This is a genomic window from Streptomyces sp. A5-4 (genome assembly GCF_051131715.1).
Taxonomy (GTDB): Bacteria; Actinomycetota; Actinomycetes; order Streptomycetales; family Streptomycetaceae; genus Streptomyces.
On record NZ_CP178591.1, the window covers coordinates 995,847 to 1,014,971 of the forward strand.

At 71.6% G+C, this 19,125-nt stretch carries 19 protein-coding genes; 8 read left to right on the plus strand and 11 right to left on the minus strand.

All coding sequences use genetic code 11. The features are described 5' to 3' along the window. Window positions 1-19: 19 nt before the first annotated feature. Complete coding sequence (locus ACLLJJ_RS04530; protein WP_434587956.1) at window positions 20-1,519, minus strand: PLP-dependent aminotransferase family protein; 1,500 nt, start codon at window positions 1,517-1,519, stop codon at window positions 20-22. 101 nt (window positions 1,520-1,620) lie between these two features. Here ACLLJJ_RS04530 and ACLLJJ_RS04535 point away from each other — a divergent pair, with 101 nt between their 5' ends. From ACLLJJ_RS04535 to ACLLJJ_RS04550, 4 genes are all read left to right on the plus strand, one after another. Beyond that, window positions 1,621-2,268, plus strand: coding sequence for a YczE/YyaS/YitT family protein (locus tag ACLLJJ_RS04535; protein WP_434587957.1), 648 nt, complete (start codon window positions 1,621-1,623; stop codon window positions 2,266-2,268). Continuing rightward, window positions 2,265-3,029, plus strand: a complete 765-nt coding sequence (locus ACLLJJ_RS04540; RefSeq protein WP_434587958.1) for a glycerophosphodiester phosphodiesterase family protein — start codon at window positions 2,265-2,267, stop codon at window positions 3,027-3,029. The genes ACLLJJ_RS04535 and ACLLJJ_RS04540 overlap by 4 nt, the downstream gene beginning before the upstream one ends. 50 nt (window positions 3,030-3,079) lie before the next feature. Continuing rightward, window positions 3,080-4,495 (plus strand): MFS transporter, encoded by a 1,416-nt coding sequence (locus tag ACLLJJ_RS04545; protein ID WP_434587959.1) that lies wholly within the window; start codon window positions 3,080-3,082, stop codon window positions 4,493-4,495. A gap of 249 nt (window positions 4,496-4,744) precedes the next feature. Further along, on the plus strand, window positions 4,745-5,119 hold the full coding sequence (locus tag ACLLJJ_RS04550; RefSeq protein ID WP_003959706.1) for an RNA polymerase-binding protein RbpA: 375 nt from the start codon (window positions 4,745-4,747) through the stop codon (window positions 5,117-5,119). 177 nt (window positions 5,120-5,296) lie between these two features. On the opposite strand, the gene fxsA is transcribed toward ACLLJJ_RS04550, so the two are convergent. From fxsA to ACLLJJ_RS04570, 4 genes are all read right to left on the minus strand, one after another. Continuing rightward, window positions 5,297-5,893, minus strand: coding sequence for an FxsA family membrane protein (gene fxsA / locus ACLLJJ_RS04555; protein ID WP_434587960.1), 597 nt, complete (start codon window positions 5,891-5,893; stop codon window positions 5,297-5,299). Between the two features lie 46 nt (window positions 5,894-5,939). Continuing rightward, window positions 5,940-6,707: a polyprenol monophosphomannose synthase gene (locus ACLLJJ_RS04560; RefSeq protein ID WP_434587961.1), complete on the minus strand. Its 768-nt coding sequence runs from the start codon at window positions 6,705-6,707 to the stop codon at window positions 5,940-5,942. A gap of 508 nt (window positions 6,708-7,215) precedes the next feature. Then, window positions 7,216-8,856 (minus strand): amidohydrolase, encoded by a 1,641-nt coding sequence (locus ACLLJJ_RS04565; protein WP_434587962.1) that lies wholly within the window; start codon window positions 8,854-8,856, stop codon window positions 7,216-7,218. Window positions 8,857-8,900: 44 nt separating this feature from the next. After that, on the minus strand, window positions 8,901-9,341 hold the full coding sequence (locus ACLLJJ_RS04570) for an Lrp/AsnC family transcriptional regulator (RefSeq protein WP_283521634.1): 441 nt from the start codon (window positions 9,339-9,341) through the stop codon (window positions 8,901-8,903). A 205-nt stretch (window positions 9,342-9,546) separates the two neighbouring features. Between ACLLJJ_RS04570 and ACLLJJ_RS04575 the strand changes: the two genes are divergently transcribed. Then, window positions 9,547-9,942 carry a hypothetical protein gene (locus tag ACLLJJ_RS04575; RefSeq protein ID WP_434587963.1) on the plus strand — a complete coding sequence of 132 codons (396 nt, stop codon included), beginning with the start codon at window positions 9,547-9,549 and terminating at the stop codon, window positions 9,940-9,942. Window positions 9,943-9,944: 2 nt separating this feature from the next. On the opposite strand, the gene ACLLJJ_RS04580 is transcribed toward ACLLJJ_RS04575, so the two are convergent. The 4 genes from ACLLJJ_RS04580 to ACLLJJ_RS04595 all read right to left on the minus strand — a co-directional run bounded on the left by ACLLJJ_RS04580 (window position 9,945) and on the right by ACLLJJ_RS04595 (window position 14,805). Continuing rightward, on the minus strand, window positions 9,945-11,045 hold the full coding sequence (locus tag ACLLJJ_RS04580) for a phosphotransferase family protein (RefSeq protein ID WP_434587964.1): 1,101 nt from the start codon (window positions 11,043-11,045) through the stop codon (window positions 9,945-9,947). 186 nt (window positions 11,046-11,231) lie between these two features. Next, window positions 11,232-12,356, minus strand: a complete 1,125-nt coding sequence (locus ACLLJJ_RS04585; protein ID WP_434587965.1) for a hypothetical protein — start codon at window positions 12,354-12,356, stop codon at window positions 11,232-11,234. 477 nt (window positions 12,357-12,833) lie between these two features. Continuing rightward, the gene (locus ACLLJJ_RS04590) at window positions 12,834-14,006 is read right to left on the minus strand and encodes an acyl-CoA dehydrogenase family protein (RefSeq protein ID WP_434587966.1); all 1,173 of its coding nucleotides are present in this window, start codon (window positions 14,004-14,006) and stop codon (window positions 12,834-12,836) included. A gap of 169 nt (window positions 14,007-14,175) precedes the next feature. Further along, window positions 14,176-14,805, minus strand: coding sequence for a TetR/AcrR family transcriptional regulator (locus ACLLJJ_RS04595; protein ID WP_434587967.1), 630 nt, complete (start codon window positions 14,803-14,805; stop codon window positions 14,176-14,178). Window positions 14,806-15,036: 231 nt separating this feature from the next. Between ACLLJJ_RS04595 and ACLLJJ_RS04600 the strand changes: the two genes are divergently transcribed. The 3 genes from ACLLJJ_RS04600 to ACLLJJ_RS04610 are packed head-to-tail and all read left to right on the plus strand — an operon-like array spanning window position 15,037 to window position 17,392. Beyond that, window positions 15,037-15,585, plus strand: a complete 549-nt coding sequence (locus tag ACLLJJ_RS04600; protein WP_434600301.1) for a DUF6230 family protein — start codon at window positions 15,037-15,039, stop codon at window positions 15,583-15,585. Then, complete coding sequence (locus ACLLJJ_RS04605) at window positions 15,576-16,514, plus strand: DUF6114 domain-containing protein (protein ID WP_434587968.1); 939 nt, start codon at window positions 15,576-15,578, stop codon at window positions 16,512-16,514. The genes ACLLJJ_RS04600 and ACLLJJ_RS04605 overlap by 10 nt, the downstream gene beginning before the upstream one ends. Beyond that, the gene (locus ACLLJJ_RS04610; protein WP_434587969.1) at window positions 16,511-17,392 is read left to right on the plus strand and encodes a hypothetical protein; all 882 of its coding nucleotides are present in this window, start codon (window positions 16,511-16,513) and stop codon (window positions 17,390-17,392) included. Before ACLLJJ_RS04605 ends, ACLLJJ_RS04610 begins: the two co-directional genes overlap by 4 nt. Window positions 17,393-17,429: 37 nt before the next feature. Here ACLLJJ_RS04610 and ACLLJJ_RS04615 read toward each other — a convergent pair whose 3' ends face one another. Next, the gene (locus tag ACLLJJ_RS04615; protein WP_434587970.1) at window positions 17,430-17,576 is read right to left on the minus strand and encodes an SCO1431 family membrane protein; all 147 of its coding nucleotides are present in this window, start codon (window positions 17,574-17,576) and stop codon (window positions 17,430-17,432) included. Window positions 17,577-17,691: 115 nt separating this feature from the next. Then, window positions 17,692-19,047, minus strand: a complete 1,356-nt coding sequence (locus ACLLJJ_RS04620; protein ID WP_434587971.1) for a peptidase C39 family protein — start codon at window positions 19,045-19,047, stop codon at window positions 17,692-17,694. Between the last annotated feature and the right edge of the window lie 78 nt (window positions 19,048-19,125).

Genomic DNA, 19,125 nt, shown 5'->3' on the forward strand with positions numbered 1-19,125 from the left:
CGCCGGGGCACCGTCCCCGTCAGGCGACGAAGGTCCGCGGGGCCTCGGAACCGGAGCGCGCTCCGGACTCGACCAGCCTCGCGGCCGCCGCCAGCCGCGCCGCGGCCTCCAGCGCCACGGGGCCGCCCACGGTGAACGGCAGCCTGACGTACCCCTCGAAGGCTCCGTCGACCCCGAAACGCGGTCCGGACGGCACCCGGACGCCCACCCGCTCGCCCAGCTCGGCGAGCCGCGAACCGGACAGCCCACCGGTACGGACCCACAGCGTCAGCCCACCGCGAGGGACGTCGAACTCCCAGTCGGGCAGCTCCTTGCCGAGCGCCGCCACCAGCGCGTCCCGGTTCTCCCTGGCCTGGTCGCGGCGGATGTCGACGGCCTGCGCCCAGCCCCCGGTGCTCATCAGCCAGTTGACGGCGAGCTGCTCAAGGACGGGCGTGCCGAGGTCGGCGTAGGCGCGGGCCGCCACCAGGCTGCGGATCACATCGGGCGAGGCCCGCACCCAGCCGATGCGCATCCCCGCCCAGAAGGCCTTGCTCGCCGACCCCACGGTGAGCACCGTGCTGCCCGCCGGGTCGAAGGCACAGACCGGGCGCGGCATCTCCAGGTCGGGGTCCAGGCTGAGCTCCGACATGGTCTCGTCGACCACCAGAACGGTGCCGGCCGAACGGGCCGCGTCGACGAGCGCCCGCCGCTGGTCCTCGTCGGCCAGGGCGCCGGTCGGATTGTGGAAGTCGGCGACGACGTACGCGAGCCTGGGCGCGGCGTCGCGCAGCACCTGCCGCCACCGGGGGAGGTCCCAGCCCGCCAACCCGTCGGCCATCGCGACGGGTACCAGGCGGGCGCCGGCCTCGCGCATGAGCTGAAGGATGTTCGCGTACGAGGGCGACTCGACGGCGATGCGCTCGCCGCGGCCCGCGAAGAGGTGGCAGATCGCGTCGATCGCGCCCATCGCGCCGGTGGTCACCATGATCTGCTCGGGCATGGTCGGGATGCCGCGCTCGGTGTAGCGGTCGGCGAGCGTCTGGCGGAGCGCGGGCAGGCCGGCCGGGTAGTCCCCATGCGTGTGGGCGTACGGCGGCAGCTCCTCCAGGGCGCCCTGGACGGCCCGGGTGAGCCACGGCTCGGGTGCGGGCAGCGCGGCGCAGCCGAGGTCGATCATCGAGCCGAGCGACTCGGGCGGCAGGGGCTCGAGACCGCGCGCGGGCAGTGGGTTGCCCGCGGGCACGGCGGTCCAGCTGCCCGCTCCGCGGCGCGACTCCAGGAAGCCCTCGGCCCGCAGGGCCTCGTAGGCTGCCGCCACGGTGGTCCGGCTGACGGCCAGCGCCACGGCGAGTTCCCGCTCGGCGGGAAGCCGCGCGGCGACCGGCACGCGTCCTTCGAGGACGAGCAGCCTTATGCCGTCTGCCAGCGCCCGGTAGGCCGGCGGCTTGCGGGTGCCGGGGCCCGCCGGGCGGGACTGCTGGGCGTTGAGCTGCCGGGCGAGTTGAGCCGCACCGACCGCTGAGGTCCACTGCGCCATAATTACCGGTCCACCTAACCCGAATTGGCCCTGGAATGCCTGTCCTGCCAAGCCACAGAGTGTCATGTGTCGGTCCACCACCACCACACAGGGGGCAATCCTTGTCCAGGGAACTCACCCGTCGGCTGTCGCAGCTGTACATCGGCCTCGCGTTGTACGGGGTGAGTTCGGCGCTGCTTGTCCGCGCGGGTCTCGGCCTGGAGCCGTGGGGCGTCCTGCATCAGGGGCTGGCCGAGCGGACCGGCCTGACGATCGGCGTGGTGTCGATCATCGTCGGCGCCGCGGTGCTGCTCCTGTGGATACCCCTTCGACAGCGTCCGGGGCTGGGCACCGTCTCCAATGTCGTGGTGATCGGCGTCGCGATGGACGGCGTGCTCGCCCTCGTACCGGACGTGCACGGCCTCGGCCTGCGGATCCCGCTGATGCTCTTCGGCATCGTGCTCAACGGTGTGGCGACGGGCCTCTACATCGCCGCCCGCTTCGGACCCGGGCCGCGCGACGGGCTGATGACCGGGCTGCACCGGCTCACCGGCCGCTCCATCCGGCTGGCCCGCACCGCGATCGAGGTCGCCGTCGTCGCCACCGGCTTCGCCCTGGGCGGCTCGCTCGGCGCCGGCACCGTCGCCTACGCGCTCGCCATCGGGCCGCTCGCCCAGTTCTTCCTGAAGCTCTTCGCCGTCCCCTCGCCGGAGCCGGAACGCACGGTCGTCGCCGACGGCGCTCCGGAAGGAGCGATACTTCCCGGGTGAACCGAGTACGCCACCCCTACCTGGACCACCCCACGCCGATCGCCTTCGCCCACCGCGGAGGGGCGGCCGACGGCCTGGAGAACACCGCGGTCGCCTTCCGGCGCGCCGGAAGGGCCGGGTTCCGCTACTTCGAGACCGATGTGCACGCCACGGCGGACGGCCGTCTCGTCGCTTTCCACGACGCGACCCTCGACCGCGTGACCGACGCGGACGGGCGGATAGCCGCGCTCCCGTGGAGCCGGGTGAGACACGCGCGCGTGGGGGGAAAGGAACCGCTGCCGCTCTTCGAGGAGCTGTTGGAAGAGTTTCCCGAGCACCGCTGGAACGTGGACGTCAAGGCCGAGCGGGCCCTGGGCCCGCTGATCGAGTTGGTGCGCAGGACCGACGCCTGGGACCGGGTGTGCGTCGGGTCGTTCAGCGAGGGCCGGTTGGCCAGGGCGCAGCGCCTGGCGGGCCCCCGCCTCGCCACCTCCTACGGCACCACGGGAATCCTCGGGCTGTGGCTGCGCGCGCGCAAGATCCCTGCCACGCTGCGCCGGGGCGCCGTGTGCGCGCAGGTGCCCGAGGTCCGGAACGGCATCAGGGTGGTCGACCGGCGCTTCGTGACGACCGCGCACGCACTGGGTCTGCAGGTCCATGTCTGGACGGTCAACGAGCCCGAGCGGATGGCGGCGCTGCTCGACCTCGGCGTGGATGGCATCATGACGGATCGCACAGAGACGTTGCGCACGGTGCTGACCGAGCGGGGTGCCTGGACCTGAACCCCGCCCGCCCGTGGCCCGCATCGGCACGGGACGAACAAGGGGGCGCGGTGAGCGCTGACACCGTGGACCGGACCGGTGGACCGGAAGGAACCGACGGGGACGACGGAGCCTGCGGGGCGGACGAAGCGGGTGGGTCGACCGCCGCCCGTAAGCGTGAGCAGCGCGGCTGGTACTTCTACGACTTCGCGTGCTCCGTCTATTCGACGAGTGTGCTCACGGTCTTCCTCGGCCCGTACCTGACGTCCATCACCAAGGCCGCCGCGGACGCCGACGGTTTCGTCCACCCGTTGGGCGTCCCGGTGCGGGCGGGCTCGGTCTTCGCGTACGCCGTGTCGATCTCCGTGGTGCTGGCCGTGCTGGTCATGCCGCTGGCGGGCGCGGTCGCGGACCGTACGGGGCGCAAGAAGCCGCTGCTGGCTGTCGCCGCGTACCTGGGATCGGCCGCGACGGCGGGCATGTTCTTCCTGAACGGCGACCGCTATCTGCTGGGCGCCGGTCTGCTGATCGTCGCCAACGCCTCGCTGTCCGTGTCGATGGCGCTGTACAACGCCTACCTCCCCCAGATCGCCGGGCCCGAGGAGCGGGACAGGGTCTCCTCCCGGGGCTGGGCCTTCGGATACACGTCCGGCGCCCTCGTCCTCGTACTCAACCTCGTCCTCTACTCGGGACACGAGAGTTTCGGGATGTCGGAGGGGACCGCGGTACGGATCTGCCTGGCCTCGGCCGGTGTCTGGTGGGGCGCCTTCACGCTCATACCGCTGCGGCGGCTGCGCGACCGGCGGGTGCGGCGGGAGGACGTGGTGGCGGGCCGGGTCGGCGCGGGCTGGCGTCAGCTGGTCGCCACGCTCAAGGACATGCGCCGCCATCCGCTGACGCTGTCCTTCCTGCTCGCCTATCTGGTCTACAACGACGGCATCCAGACGGTGATCTCCCAGGCTTCGATCTACGGGTCCGAGGAGTTGGGACTCGACCAGACGACCCTCATCACGGCCATCCTGCTGGTGCAGGTGCTCGCGGTGGCCGGCGCGCTCGGCCTGGGCCGACTGGCGCAGCGGTTCGGGGCCAAACGCATCATCCTCTGCTCGCTCGCCGCCTGGACCGTGACCATCGGCGCGGGTTACTTCCTGCCCGCCGGATCACCGGTCTGGTTCTACGTCCTGGCCTCGGCGATCGGCCTGGTGCTGGGCGGCAGCCAGGCTCTTTCCCGCTCCCTCTTCTCCCATCTGGTGCCGCGCGGCAAGGAGGCGGAGTACTTCTCGGCCTACGAGATGAGCGACCGGGGCACGAGCTGGCTGGGGCCGCTGGTCTTCGGGCTCACGTACCAGTTGACCGGCAGTTATCGCGATGCGATCGTCTCGCTCGTGGTCTTCTTCGCGGTGGGTTTCATGCTGCTCGTACGGGTACCCGTACGACGGGCCGTGGAGGCGGCGGGAAACCTCGTGCCCCGCGAATTTAGGCCTTGAAGTGAAAGGCCGGTAGTGTACGTCTTTGACCTGCCAGGCGGACCGTTACTGCGCGCTCAGATCTCTACAACGCTGGGTGACATTCTGGTGCCAGAGGTGACAAACCGGGCACTGATGGGTACAACAAAGGGCGGCACGCCCGGCGACGCATGACCGGCAACGGGAATCTTTACCGACGACCGGACGTTGACCGGATGACGACGACAGCGACACCTGTCCTGTGGGCGACAAGCCCGGGAGGCACAATTCATGAGTGAGCGAGCTCTCCGCGGCACGCGACTCGTGGTTACCAGCTACGAGACGGACCGCGGCATCGATCTGGCCCCGCGCCAGGCGGTGGAGTACGCATGCCAGAACGGACATCGATTTGAGATGCCGTTCTCGGTTGAGGCAGAAATTCCGCCGGAGTGGGAGTGCAAGGCGTGCGGCGCCCAGGCACTCCTTGTAGACGGCGACGGGCCTGAGGAGAAGAAGGGCAAGCCCGCGCGTACGCACTGGGACATGCTCATGGAAAGGCGCACCCGCGAGGAACTTGAAGAGGTTCTGGCCGAAAGGCTGGCGGTACTGCGTTCAGGCGCCATGAACATTGCCGTGCATCCGCGGGACAGCCGCAAGTCCGCGTAGCGCCTCGGCGCTGCGCCCTACGGCAGTCAGCACAACAAGCACCACAGCAGTAGCACCACACAAGAGCCGCGGGGCTGTGACACACACAATGTGTGTCACAGCCCCGCGGCTCTTGTCGTGCGCCGAAGTGCCGTGGCCGGGGCCCCGAGCCCTCGCATCCGAGGCGGGCCCCCGGCCTCAGGAGGTGAGCGGCGGCCTGGGGCCCTCATCGCGGCGCGGCGCGGGCGAGCCGTCCTCCCTGATGACCTCGCCGTGGACGACCTCGCCCGGGACGACCTTTCCGTCGGGGCGGTGGATACGGGCCTGCTGGAAGGCGTCGCCCAGGCTGCCGGGGCCGGCCGCGCTCATCCGGCGCTCCAGCGACCGCTCCGCGAAGCGGCTCAGGAACGAGCGGACGGGCGGCAGGAGACACACCAGACCGGCCGCGTCCGACAGCAGTCCCGGCAGCATCAGCAGCAGGCCGGCGAGCATCAGGAAGCCGTTGCCCCTGCTGCCCCGCTCTTCCTTGCCCTCTTCGGGCGCCGCGCCGGACTGCTGGCGCTGGAGGGTCTCGGTGAGGTTGCGGAAGGCCCGGCGGCCGGCCCGCTTGATGACCACGGCGCCGAGCACGGCGCCGGCGACCAGCAGCAGGAAGACCGTGAGTCCGCCGGCGGCGGACGCCACGACGGTCAGCAGCCAGATTTCGAGCACCAGCCAGGCGGCGACGCCCAGCGGCACGAAGGTAAGCGCGCGTGAGCGCTTGGGAACTGTCGGGGGCGGTGAGCCGGTCGTCATGCCCCCAGTGTGCCTGGGCGGGCGCCTGAGCGGCGTAAAGACAAGATCAGGAGGGCTTGCGCCCGAGCAGCTTGTTCGTCCGGGAGCCGACGCCCCACGCCGTCACCCGCCACAGCGCCTCGACGACGATGTCGCGGCTCATCTTGCTGTCGCCCAGTTCGCGCTCGACGAAGGTGATGGGCACCTCGACCACGTTGTAGCCGGCTTCGACCGTGCGGCGGGCGAGGTCCACCTGGAAGCAGTACCCCTGGGAGGCGACGTCCTCGAAGCCGAGTCCGACCAGCGTCTCGGTGCGAAAGGCCCGGAAGCCGCCCGTGACGTCCCTGATCGGGACGCCGAGGAGCATGCGCGAGTACGTGCTGCCGCCGCGGGAGAGCATCTCGCGGGACTTGGGCCAGTTGACGACGCGACCACCCGGCACCCAGCGCGACCCGAGGACCAGGTCGGCGCCCTTGAGCGCGGTCAGCAGCCGGGGCAGCTCCTCGGGCTGGTGCGAGCCGTCGGCGTCCATTTCCACCAGGACGCCGTAGTCCTGCTCGATGCCCCAGCGGAAGCCCGCCAGATAGGCCGCGCCGAGCCCCTCCTTGCCCTTGCGGTGCAGGATGTGGACCTGGTCGTCGGCCGCCGCGAGCTCGTCGGCGACCTTCCCGGTGCCGTCGGGGCTGTTGTCGTCCGCGACGAGAACGTGCGCGTCGGGCACCGCGGACCGGACCCGGGAGACGATCGGCTTGATGTTCTCGGCCTCGTTGTAGGTCGGAATGATGACCAGGACTCTGCCGAGCGGGCCGTAACGCCTCTGACCGCCGTCGTTCACTACTGCCCCTTAATGTCGTGCACAGAGGGACCACCATAGCGAGCATGCCCGGTGGCCCCCGCACGACCGTGCTTCGGGGGTGTCGGGCAGCGCCAAGTCGTTTCTGCGGATCGGGGCCCGGCGTCCTTCGGGCCGACCTGGGACCCGCTGGCTGCGGGTCGACCGAAAGCCGTTGTCTACTGAACGTCCGGGCCCCACCCGGGTACCACCCGCCGACCTGCTGAAACCTTCCCTCGCCCCGAGGCGCGGGCGCTGAACCTGGCTCCGGGTGCGGGTGCGCCGGTGCGGCACACCGCCCCATGACCCAGCGGCGTTCGACGACTGCGTGGAGGTTCGGCGGTCGGACGTCCTGCGGTGGACCCGGCCGAACCTACCCGTGGATGGCCGCTTTCTGTCAACAGCCGCCCCACCTGCGGGTTTAGGTCAAATCACCAGGTCAGTGCGGAAGGTGGCCAAGTGACACGAGAGCCTTCCGGAACAGCGATCGGCCGTATGGGGCCCGTACGCATCACTCGTTCGGTCGCAGGAAAACTGTTTGTCCGAAGACCACCGTCCGCAGACAGACGGGGAGTTCGGCGCCGGGAGTGAGGTTCGGCAGCCCCGGCGTACCCGAGCGCGGATCGGTCGACCAGCGGGCGACCCGGTCGTCGGGCGTCTGTACGACGAGCTCGTCGGTGCGCCAGATCGCGTAGTCGGCGGGGGCACCGGGAACCAGGGTGCCCGCGTCGTCCCGGCCGATCGCCCGCCAGCCGCCGCGCGTATGGGCGGCGAAGGCGGCCCGTACCGAGATCCGGTGCTCGGGCGTGCGGTGGAAGGCCGCGGCGCGCAGCGTGCCCCACGGGTCGAGGGGGGTGACGGGGCTGTCGGAGCCGAAGGCCAGCGGGACGCCCGCGCGCAGCAGGGCGGCGTACGGGTTGAGCGTCCGGGCCCGCTCGGCGCCCAGGCGCGCCGCGTACATGCCGTCGGAGCCGCCCCAGGCCGCGTCGAAGGCGGGCTGGACGGAGGCGGTGAGGCCCAGTTCGGCGAAGGCGGCGATCGTGGCGGGGGTGAGCATCTCGGCGTGCTCGACGCGGTGGCGGGCGCCGCGCACCCGGGCAAGGCCGAGCCGCTCGGCCGCCGCGCGCACCCCGGTGACCACGGAGCCGACCGCGGCGTCCCCGATGGCGTGGAAGCCCGCCTGGAGCCCGGCCTCGGTGCACGCGGCCACATGCGCGGCGACGGCCGCCGCGTCCAGGTGGGCCGCGCCGGTGTGGGGCGCGTCGGCGTAGGGCTCGTGCAGGCAGGCCGTGTGCGAGCCGAGGGAGCCGTCGACGAAGAGGTCGCCGGCCGCGCCGATGGCGCCGAGTTCGCGGATGCGACGGGCGTCCTTGGCGTCGGCCACCTGCTCGGCCCAGTAGCCGAAGACCCGCGGCCCGGGTTCGTCGGCGGCGAGCTTCAGCAGGCCGGTGAAGTCCTCCTCGTCGGAGATGTCCGGCCCGGCGCACTCGTGGACGGCGCCGATGCCGAGCGAGGCGGCCCTGGCGAGCGCCGCGCGCTGCGCCTCGGCCCGTTGGCGCGGGGTGATCGCCCCGTGGGCGGCCGCGCGCACCGCGTGGTGGGCCGCGCCGGTGAGCGGGCCCTCCGGGTGGTAGCCGGCCATCCTGGTGATCCCGGGAACCAGGTCGAGCAGCCCGGTGCTGACGACGGCCGAATGGACATCGATCCGGGGCAGGTAGAGCGGGCGGCCGCCCGCCGCCGCGTCGAGCTCGGCGCGCGAGGGGTGGCGCTGCTCGGTCCAGCGGGTGGCGTCCCAGCCGTGCCCGAGGACGACCTGCCCGTCCGGGTGGGCGCCGGTGTGGGCCCGTACCAGCTCCAGGGCCTCGGTGAGCGACCGCGCCGCGGACAGGTCGAGGCCGGTGAGCGCGATGCCGGTGGACGTGGTGTGGACGTGGGCGTCCGTGAACGCCGGGGTGACCAGGGCCCCTTCGAGATCGATCACCTCGTCGACACCGGTGGCGAAGGCGTCGGCCGCCCCCTCGGAACCCACCCAGGCGACGTGCCCCCGCTCGACGACCATTGCGGTGGCGAACGGATCGGCGGGGCTGTGGACGTCTCCACCGCGCAGCAGCACGGTGCGGTGTTCGGCCCCAGGGGCGTTGTGCTCGGTCATGGTGACCAGTCTCGCCCCTCGCGCGGAGTGTCCCGCCCGCGGGGTCAGAGCTGCGGGGGGCGCGCCTCGTACGGGGTGGAGAGGACCACGGTGGTGCGGGTGGAGACCCCCGCGAGGGAGCGGATCCGGGTCAGCAGGTGCTCCAGTTCGAGGGGGGTGGCGACCCGCACCTTGAGGATGTAGTTCTCGTCGCCCGCCACGCTGTGGCAGGCCTCGATCTCGTCGACCACGGCGAGCCGTTCCGCGATGTCGTCGGGGGCGCTGGGGTCGAACGGTTTCGCCGAGATGAAGGCGGTGAGCGGCAGACCGACGGCCTCGGGGTCGACCACGGCGGCGTAGCCGCGAATGACGCCGCGTTGCTCCAGCCTGCGCACCCGCTGGTGCACGGCCGAGGTGGACAGGCCCGTGGCCTTGCCCAGGTCGGTGTAGCTCATCCGCCCGTCCTTGACGAGCAAATCCACGATCTGACGATCCAGCTCCTCCATAGCGGATCAACCTATGGCCCCGGAGGGCTTCCGGCACAGCCGGAGGCGGTCGACGGGGGCACCCGCGGCGGGCATGTGACGAAGACCACAGGGTTATGGCCGTGTCCACCGGGCCTGTGCGGTTACCGCGCGAGCGCGACGGGAAGTGCTTGCTGTGGTCGAGGTCGCAGTGCCTTTGTCGGCCCACCTGAGGGGGAGAGTTTCCATGCAGAAGCTGAAGCGCACCGGACGTACCGAACCGGAGTCCGTCGAATGCGTCGAGGAGGACGAGTTCGACGAGTACGACACCTTCGAGATGTACCGGGTGATCTGCCCGGACTGCACCCAGCCGATCGCGTTGCTCGCGGACGAGACCGTCCTGCCCGAGCACGCGAAGTGCCCCACCCCGTGGAACCCGTTCGGGCTCACGGCGTGCACCGGCACGGGCCGGCCGTCGTCGGACGCCAAGCCCGCCGACGCGTCCCTGGACGTGCAGGAGCAGGAGACCGCGCTGCTGCTGACGCTCCCCCAGGGGCTGGACTGGCGGACGCAGCCCTTCTCGCACGTCGGCGGCCAGGGCTCGCGCCCGCTCAAGGCGGCGCAGCTGCGGAGCGCCGCCTGACCTCAGCCGGCGCTCCAGTACGTCCCACGCACCATCGCGTCGAGTGACGCCCGGTGCAGGATCATGGTGTCCGGGTCCGCGGGGACCCGGACCTCACCGAAGTGCACCTGCCGGTAGCCGATGCGCAGCATCAGGACGGCGTGCCGCAGGGCGGCGTACAGCGTGTGGAATTCCATGTCCCGCGGTGTGTGGCCGGTGAGTTCGGCGTAGCGCCGCTCGATGTCGTGCCGCCGCAGGAAGCCCGGCAGGCCCGGCTGCCCCAGGGACTCGGTCAGGTCCTGGAAGAAGCGGTGCAGATAGACCGTCCAGGCCAGGTCGAGTTCGCGCGGGCCGTAGGCCGCCATCTCCCAGTCGAGCACGGCAGCGGGCTCGAAGCCCTCGTAAATGATGTTGCCTATGCGGGCGTCGCCCCAGCTCAGCACGGCCGGCGCGGACTCTTCGGGCCAGTGCTTCTCCAGCCAGTCGAAGGCCGACTCGATGAGCGGGGAGCGGGCTACACCGTCCACCACCCAGGCGTAGTAGGCCCGTTGGGCCTCGACATGGCGGCGCAGTGGGCTGCCCGGGCCGGGCGGCAGCAGGAACCGTGCCTCCTGCGCCGGGAATTGGTCGTGCAGCCGCGCGAGGACGGTGAGCGTGGCGTCCTGGAGCTGGGCGCGCTCGGCGTCGGTGGCGGAGTGGAGCCAGTTGCCCTCGTACGTGTAGGGCATGACGTCGGGCGGCACCCGCCCCTCGGCCCGCTCCATGACGAAGAAGGGCGCGCCGAGCGGGCCGGGATCCTCCTCCAGCCACAGGGTGCGCGGCACGGGCACGCCGGTGTGCTCGGCGACGAGGCTCATGACGCGATGCTGGCGGGCCATGTCGTAGACGGGGAAGACGGTGTACGCCGCCGGGTCCGCGGCCAGCCGCAGGGCGCAGCGGTGCGCCGGGGCCGAGGGGTGGTCGAGGTCGAAGAGCAGCGTTTCGCTGGACATGCCGTTGGAGGCGGGGGCGTGGACGCCGGTGACGCGCGCTCCGGGCAGGCGGCCGGCGAACCACGCGGTCAGCCGGCGGCCGATCTCCTCGGGGTCGCGGGTGGTGGTGCGGGGGCGAGGTGCCGTGGTCATGGCGGTACTCCCGTCTGCGGGGCGTTCGGGTCGTCGGAGGACGCGCGGGCGCCGGTGGGTCTCCCGGCAGCGCGCGGCGCGTGCAGGTGTGCCGAGGGGGTGCGTGCCGATCGTGTACGCGTGTGCCGGGCGTGGGTGCGTGCCGAGAGGGCCCGGCGGTCCCCGGGAGGGCCCGCCGGGCACCCGTCAGGGCGCCACCGAGTCGTAGCCGGTGAAGCCGCTGGGGTCGTGGCGGCCGAAGGTGCCGTGCTCGAAGACGCCGTGGCCGATGCGCCCGTCGAGGGTGAAGCGGGCGGCGTGGTCGGTGACGCCGTACGCCGCCATGGGGTGCGCCGCGGGGTCGGACAGGTCGTAGGTGCGCCGGTCGGTCCAGTCGCGGCCCATCCAGGTGCCGTGCTGCCAGTCGGCGGCGGGCGGGTAGCCGGCGCCGACGGCCAGCGGCGAGGAGTTCAGGATCTCCACGCCCAGTTCGAGCGGCTTGCGGGCGGGGTCGGTGAGATGGATGACGGCGCTCTCCGGGTGGCGTGTTCCCGGGCGGTAGGTGATGTCGGCGTGCGGCCAGCCGAGTTGGACGTCGTGTTCGCCGTCGCGCACCAGGAGCGCCTCGTTGAGGTTGCGGTGCCCGTCGGCGTCCTCCTGGGCGATCACCATCAGGAAGCGGTCGTCGAAGCGCACCGGGACCCAGAGCCAGTGGAAGCCCTCGGGGCGGTACTCCTCGGCGGCCCGGCCGCCGTCCTCGCCCGGGATGGGCCGCACCCCCCAGCTGCGGTCGCGGGTGCCGGTCCACTCCCCCGCCGTCAGCGGTATCTCCTCGCCGCCGGCGCGGATCACGCCCGTGGCGCCGCCCGCCTGGACGAACCGGCGCCCTTCGAGCATCAGGCGCTCGCCGCGCCGCTGGACGTGGTGCGGTTCCCAGACGGCGGGGAAGTCCGCGGTCCAGGTGATGTCGTACGACAGGGCGTCCGGGTCCTTCGGGTCGGCGTCGCAGTGCAGCGTGAAGCGGCGCAGCGGGTCGTCGACGGTGATCCGCAGCGGGCCGACACAGAGGTTCATCCGGTCGTCGGTGAGTGCGTCGGAGGCGCGTACGGCATGCAGTCGATCACCGATGCGCAGCGTCGCGTAGGCGTCGATCACCCCGGTGTTGGGATAAACGCCGAGGCCCGCGATGAGCAGGGCGCGGCCGGTGTGGTCGACGAGGTGGAAGATGCACCGGTCGTAGGCGTTGCGGTCGCCCGTCGCCACGTGCTTCATCGACAACGGGGTCTGGTGGATGGGGTATTCGTCGAGCGCGATGGGGCGGTCCTCGGCCACGGCGGTCCTCCTGGGCGCGGACGTGGGGCGTTCGCGGGTCACCGCGGCGTGAACCGGGAGCCGCCGGACACCCCCTGACGGGGTACGGCGCCACCGGACGGTGCGGCCCCCGGCGGCGGATATGACGGTACGTCAGAAACCGCGTTCGGGGCCATACTCGTGTCACCGTCCGCCCACGGGACGGTCACGCCATGAACAGACGCTCGATTCGGCCGGGCGGTACCCCCGGCGGCCTGCCGCAGTTGGCCATGCATGACCCAGCTTTTCACCACCGCGATCGGTGACGGACGCCGGCGCCACGCGTCACCCATGCCGGAAGAATCGGTTCCGCAGCCTGCCGATCCGCCCATCTACCGCGCCCTCATGTACCAGTGGCACAGCGCGGGGCGGACCCTGCCGGGGCGCCGCGACCCGGAGTGGATCCGGCTCGTGGCGTCCCCTGGCTGGCCGGAGCCCGACTGGAGCAGGCAGGGCGGATCAGCGGGACTCGGGCCCCGCTAGGTGGCGGGCGATGACCATGCGCTGGATCTGATTCGTACCCTCGACGATCTGGAGCACCTTCGCCTCCCGCATGAAGCGCTCGACCGGGAAGTCCAGGGTGTAGCCGTAACCGCCGAGCACCTGGACCGCGTCGGTCGTCACCCGCATCGCCGCGTCCGTGCAGAACAGCTTCGCCATGGCGGCCTGCCGTGAGAACGGCCGCCCGGCGTCCCGCAGGCGTGCCGCCGCGAGATACAGGGCCCGGCCCGCCTCGATCTGGGTGGCCATGTCCGCGAGCATGAAGCGCAGCCCCTGGAAGTCCGCGATCGGCCGGCCGAACTGCTGCCTCCCCGTCGCGTACGACAGCGCCTCGTCCAGCGACGCCTGCGCCACCCCGATCGCGCAGGCCGCGATGCCCAGGCGACCCGAGTCGAGCGCGGACAGCGCGATCGCGAAGCCCTGGCCCTCCTCGCCGAGACGGCGCGAGTCGGCCACCCGTACGCCGTCGAAGTGCAGCTGGGCGGTGGGCGAGCCCTTCATGCCCATCTTCTTCTCGGGCGACGCCGCGGTCAGCCCCTCGGCGTCGCCGGGCACCAGGAACGCCGAGATGCCCCGGGCGCCCTCACCGCCGGTCCGCGCCAGGACGGTGTAGAAGTCGGCGACCCCGCCATGGGTGATCCAGGCCTTGGTACCAGTGATGATCCAGTCGTCCCCGTCGCGCACCGCCTTGGTGCTCAGCGAGGCGGCGTCGGAGCCGGAGGCGGGTTCGGAGAGGCAGTAGGCGCCGAGCAGGCCGCCGCCCAGCATCGCGGGAAGGTACTCGCGCTGCTGCTCCTTGGTGCCGTACCCGGCCAGCGCGTGGCAGGCGAGGCTGTGGACGCTGACGCCGAGACCGACCGTGAGGCGGGCCGCGGCGAGCTCTTCCAGGACCTGCAGATAGACCTCGTACGGCTGGTCGCCGCCGCCGTACTCGGCGTCGTACGGCAGGCCGAGAAGGCCGGACTCGGAGAGCAGCGAGAAGACATGGCGCGGGAAGTGCCCGGCGTCCTCCTCCGCTGCCGCCTGGGGCGCGATGTCGCGCTGGATCATGTCGCGCACGAGCGCGAGCAGATCCCGGGACTCCTCGGTGGGCAGCTGTCGTTCCACCGGCTGCGGGGCACGGTCGGGCATTGCGGCGCACTCCTCCCTTTCGGGCACTGCGGCGGTCGCGCGCGCAGGGTGTGGCGGCGCCGCCGGGTCTCACTGCCAGGGCCGCTCCGCGTACTCCCGGATCACGGAAGTCGCTGGCCAGCGGCTGTGGCGGGTTGAGTATGCCCGATGGAAGGGTTTCCGTCACGGGTCAGGGGACGACGGCCGGTGCCGGGCACTCGGGGACCAGCTCCCCGATCGTACGAAGAGTGGAGCGCAACAGCAGTACGAGCAGCTCACGCACCTCGTCGCGGTCCAGCTCCTGGTGGCCCAGCCAGTCCAGCGTGACCCCTTCGACGCCGGTCATCCAGCTGATCAGCGCCAGTCGGGCGATCAGCTGGATGTCGCGGCGGCCGTAGGCCCCCTCCGCGATGGTGGCGATCAGCTCTTCGCGCACCGTGTCGCGGATCTCCTGGACCTGGGTGTCGAAGCCGACGCCGCCGGTGACGATCGTGCGGTACGCCGCCTGGTTGTGCTGGGCGTAGCGCAGGTAGCCGTCCATGGTGCGCTGGAGGCGCTGGGTGGGCGGCAGGTCGGTCTCGCTGCCGGCGCGCGCGACCAGTTCGGCGACCGATTCCTCGACGATGGCGAGGTAGTAGCCCCGCTTGCTCTTGAAGTAGTAGTAGATCAAGCCCTTGGCGATGCCCGCGTGCCGGGCGATGTCGTCCATCGACAGTGCGTCGTACGACGTGTCGGCGAACAACTTCCTTCCGGTCGCGATGAGTTCGGCGCGGCGCAGCTGGGATCGTTCGGTCGATCCACGCTGTTGACTAATATTCAAATTACGCCCTAGTCTCCAACTGCCACAGGATCACGGCAGTATGCCAGACCTGGCCAACTCCGTTCTCGCGTTGTCCTGTCGGCGGTTTTGAACATGCCTTGAACGAGCTTGAACGCACCTCCACGCACTCCCCCTGCGCACCGAACGACGTACGGGAGGAACACAGTGAGCGCAGCCAAGCGGCCACCTGCCGAGGGCAGAACGGCCTGGAAGAAGACCGCGGTCGTCGCGATGCCGGCGGTGCTGGCGGTCGGGGTGATGGCATCCATGATGGGCGAGGGCGCGCTGGCCGCGTCGTTCGCCGTCTCGGGCACGAGTTTCCAGGTGGCGTCGGGAAAATTGTCGAGCCAGGGGCTTTCCAGTTACGTCCAGACGGACCGGTCGGCGGACGGCAGGGGCCATCCTGTCGCGCTGCTGGGCATCGGTGACGCCAGGCTCAGCGACATCTGCCAGGCCGCCGAGGCCGAGACGCCCGTCGGCAAGGTCGTCTTCAAGCTGACCGCGGGCGGCAAGGCCGGTGAGGTGACGGCCAGCAGCCTGATCATCGACGCCGAGGACCTGGTCGGCGACGCCCGCTTCGGCACCGCGGAGATCGGCCGGGACGCGTCGACGCTCGACCAGGTACCGGGCGTGCAGGGCGAGGCGGGCAAGTTCGGGCTGCAGGCCGGGGACATCGAGGTCGCGGGCGTGAAGTCGCACGCCTGGTCCGCGACCGGCGGGAACTTCCGGCTGAAGGGGCTCAGCATCGATGTGAGCCTGGACGGCAAGAAGTGCTTCTGACGAATCCGGTCAAGGGCCGGCTGGAGAGGCGTCTCCCGTACCCCGACGGGCGGCGCCGCCTGCGGGCCTGGCGGCGCACCCGGCCGTTCTGGGGCGGGCTGCTGCTGATGCTCGGGGGCACCGAGCTGCTGCTCGTGCCGCTGTCGCCGCTGACGGTGCTGGTGAGTCTCGGGCTCGGCGGACTCGCGGCGATCGGCATCGGGCTCGCGTTGATCGTCGCGGGGCTGTTCCTGTGGTTCCTGCCGCACACCCGCCACTACGTGAGCATCAACGCGCTGCTGCTGTCGGTGCTGTCCTTCGCCGCGACGAATCTGGGCGGATTCCTGGTCGGGATGGGGCTGGGGATCGCGGGCAGCGCGATGGGCTTCGGCTGGACGCCCGCCCCGGACGAGCACGAGGAGCGGGAGCACGCGCCGCCGCACGACGGGCAGGGGTCAAGGACGCTCGCGGCCGCGCTGCCCGTCGTACTGCTCGCCGCGCTCGGCGGCGGTCCGGCGCAGAAGGCGCCGGAGCCCGGTTCCGTCCTCGCGCCCCGCACGGCGCCGACCGTCACCACCACCCGCTTCGCCCCGGACGGCTTTCTGATCGCTGGGGTGCGGGAGGTCCCGACGGTCGACGGCCCGGTGCGGGCGATGGTGCTCAAGATGCGGTCCGCGTCCCTCTCCGACTACCGGCTCAAGACCCGCGACGGCCACGACGAACTCGCCCTCGGCGCGGACACCCTGGACCTGAGCGGCGATGTGACGCTCTACCTCACCAAGTTCAGCGGGTGCCTCCAGGGGATCCTGTGTCTCACCTTCACCCCGGACGGCCTGCCGGTGCCCCCCGTCGTGCCGCCCTTCGTCTTCATGACCGATGTCAGCGCCGAACAGGCCCTGGTCACCTCGGACTTGATCGTCACCGACGGGCTGACGCTGGAGGCCTCGTGATCCAGATCCAGGCGGCGCTGTTCTGGTCCTACGCGATCGGGGCGACCTTCGCCCTGTCGGCGGGGCGCCAGCTCCAGTGGTGGGAGCGGTCCGTGCGGGGCCAGGGCCCACGGACGCGCAGCCGGGCGGCCGACCCCTATCTCGCGCTCACCCTGCTCTTCGCGGCGGTCATGCTGGTGCCGACCGGCCTCTTCCTGCTCTGGCAGAACCCGTCCTGGGCCACCATGCACGTGGCGCGCGACCACGACGGGGTGTGGGCGGGCCTCGTCCTCTTCTACGCCGGCGGGATCATTGTCGCCACGCTGCTCGGCTTTCTGGCGGCGCGGCTGTTCGTGCTGGTGGGCGCGGGGTACTGGGCGTACCTGCAGACCGTCGGTGGCCATTTCCTGCTCTTCGGCATACTCATCCACGGCTGGGACGGCCATGGCTACCGGCGCCTGCTGACCACCGGCAGGGACGCGTACGCCGACTGGCCGCGCGAGAGCGTGGTCAACAACGTCCTGGACTTCCTGACCTCCGGGACCTTCCTCGCCCTGCTGATCCTCGGCGCGGGTGTCGTCGGGACCATGCTGGCCACCGAGATCGGCTGGCTGCTGGAGGGCTGGCGGCTGCCGGGCGCGGACGAGGACCGCAAGGTGGCGCGGGTGGCGGCCGTCGCCGTCGCGGCGGCCGGGGTGTACGGCCTGCCGTTCGTCGGCGCGCTGGCAGCGAGTGCGCTCGTACGCCTGCTGGGGTGGCCGGCGGGGCTCGCGCTGTTCGCGGCCCTGGCGGGGGTCGTGCTGCTGCCGCGGCGCAGTCCCGTGCGGCTGCTGTACGGGCTGGTGGGCGTCCCGCACCGGCACTGGAGGGCCGACGTGGAGCTCATCCGGGCCGCCTGAAGCGCCGGCGCCCGGCGGACTCCGGGTCACCCGCGGGTCACATGAGTCCGGCGCCGGTGACGAACATGGCCAGAAGGACGACGAGGGTCCAGCCCAGCAGGTGCTCCAGCAGCTTGGGGCCGTCCTTGGGGCCGCCCGTCCGGGCGCGGGCGCTTTCGGCAGTGTTCACGGTCGTGGCAGTCATGGAATCCCGCTCGGTCGTGTGGCAGTGGATGTCCCCCGAGAGACGTCTCCACACTGACAGCGGGTCCGGCCCCGGGGTACATGACGTTGGTCACGCGCCCCCGGGGCCTCCCGTCTCAGCGAATGCCCACGGCCCCCAGAGCCCACTGCTGGGCCAGCTTCGGGTGGGCGGGCCAGTAGACGTAACAGACGCCGCCTGTGCCGGACACCACTTTCCCGGCCGCGTTGTAGCGCTTGGTCCTGAGCCAGACGTTCTCCCACTCGCGGCGGTTGTAGACGCGGCGCACGGCCTGGTTGCTCGGGGAGGCCGGGTCGTTCGCGATCACATCACCGTCCGGCGTGAAGCCGATGACCGTCATCAGGTGGCCCGCCGTGCCGTAGCCCGCGCCCGTCAGCTCCTTCTCCAGGAAGGACTGCGACGTTATGGCCGGGATACCCGCCTTGACCAGGGTCTCCAGGTCGGTCAGCGAGTGGAGCCGGGTGACGACCGCGCTCATGTCCTTGTACGTCGCGGCGTACGCGGCGTTGAAGGGCCAGTTGCCGCAGCCGTCGTACTGGTAGTCGAAGGTGTGGCGCGCCGCGTGACAGACCTGCGGATCGGCGAAATCGGGGTTCACCCAGGCCAGGTCGCGCGCGGTGGGTTTGCGGCCCCAGTACTCGATGATCATCTGCGAGGAGGTGGGGCTGCACCACGCCTCACCGCCGTTGTCGAACTCCGGGTACTGCCCGACGTGCGTGTTCTGCGAGTAGCGCGGGACGACGAGCTCCCGGCCAGCCCGGGGCGTGGACGCCGGGACGGTGAAGCGGTCGGGGATGTCCGAGGCCATGGCGCCGACCCGCCAGACGGCCGGGGTGAGGCGGGTGCCGGGCTTGCGGTGCAGCGTCAGCCGCAGCCGGTACGAGGCCAGGCGCAGGCCGCTCGCCGGGTCGTCGATGGCGAAGGTGTCGGTCCAGACGCTGCTCCGGTCGTCGCTCTGGTCGTCGACGGAGGTGCGCTTGATGTCGGCGTCGCCCGCGGCCCAGCGGCCCATCACGTACCAGGGCGTCTTCGCACCGTCCGAGTACGTGCCGCTCAGCTCGACCGCCAGCCAGGTACCGGCCGGGGTGTGCGCGTTCCAGGAGGCGATGACCTCGGTCGCGGGGACCGTGCAGCGGTGGACCGGCGAGGTCCAGGTCGCGCTCTCCCAGCTGGTGGTCGCGCCGGTGTGCGGATCGGTGTACTCGGTGCGGCCGGACGGCGTGGCGATGACCAGGGACGGCCGGCGGCCCGCCACGACCTTGGTGCCCGAGTCGGCGCCGCTCCGCCAGTCCCGGTAGGTGGACCAGAAGCGGTTGTCGACGAGCGGGGTACGCACGGCGGCGCCACCGGTGGGTGAAGCGGCGGCGGGGGTCGCGGCGGAAGCGGCTGCCGCACCCGCGGCCACCGCGACTGCGGCGGTCAGAACGGTTCGGCGCGAAGCGGATCTGGTCATGGTCATGGACCCCCAAATGGGATGCGGATGGCGCAACAGATGCCCGGCAGTGCGCCAACTATGGCCGGTTCCGGCGGA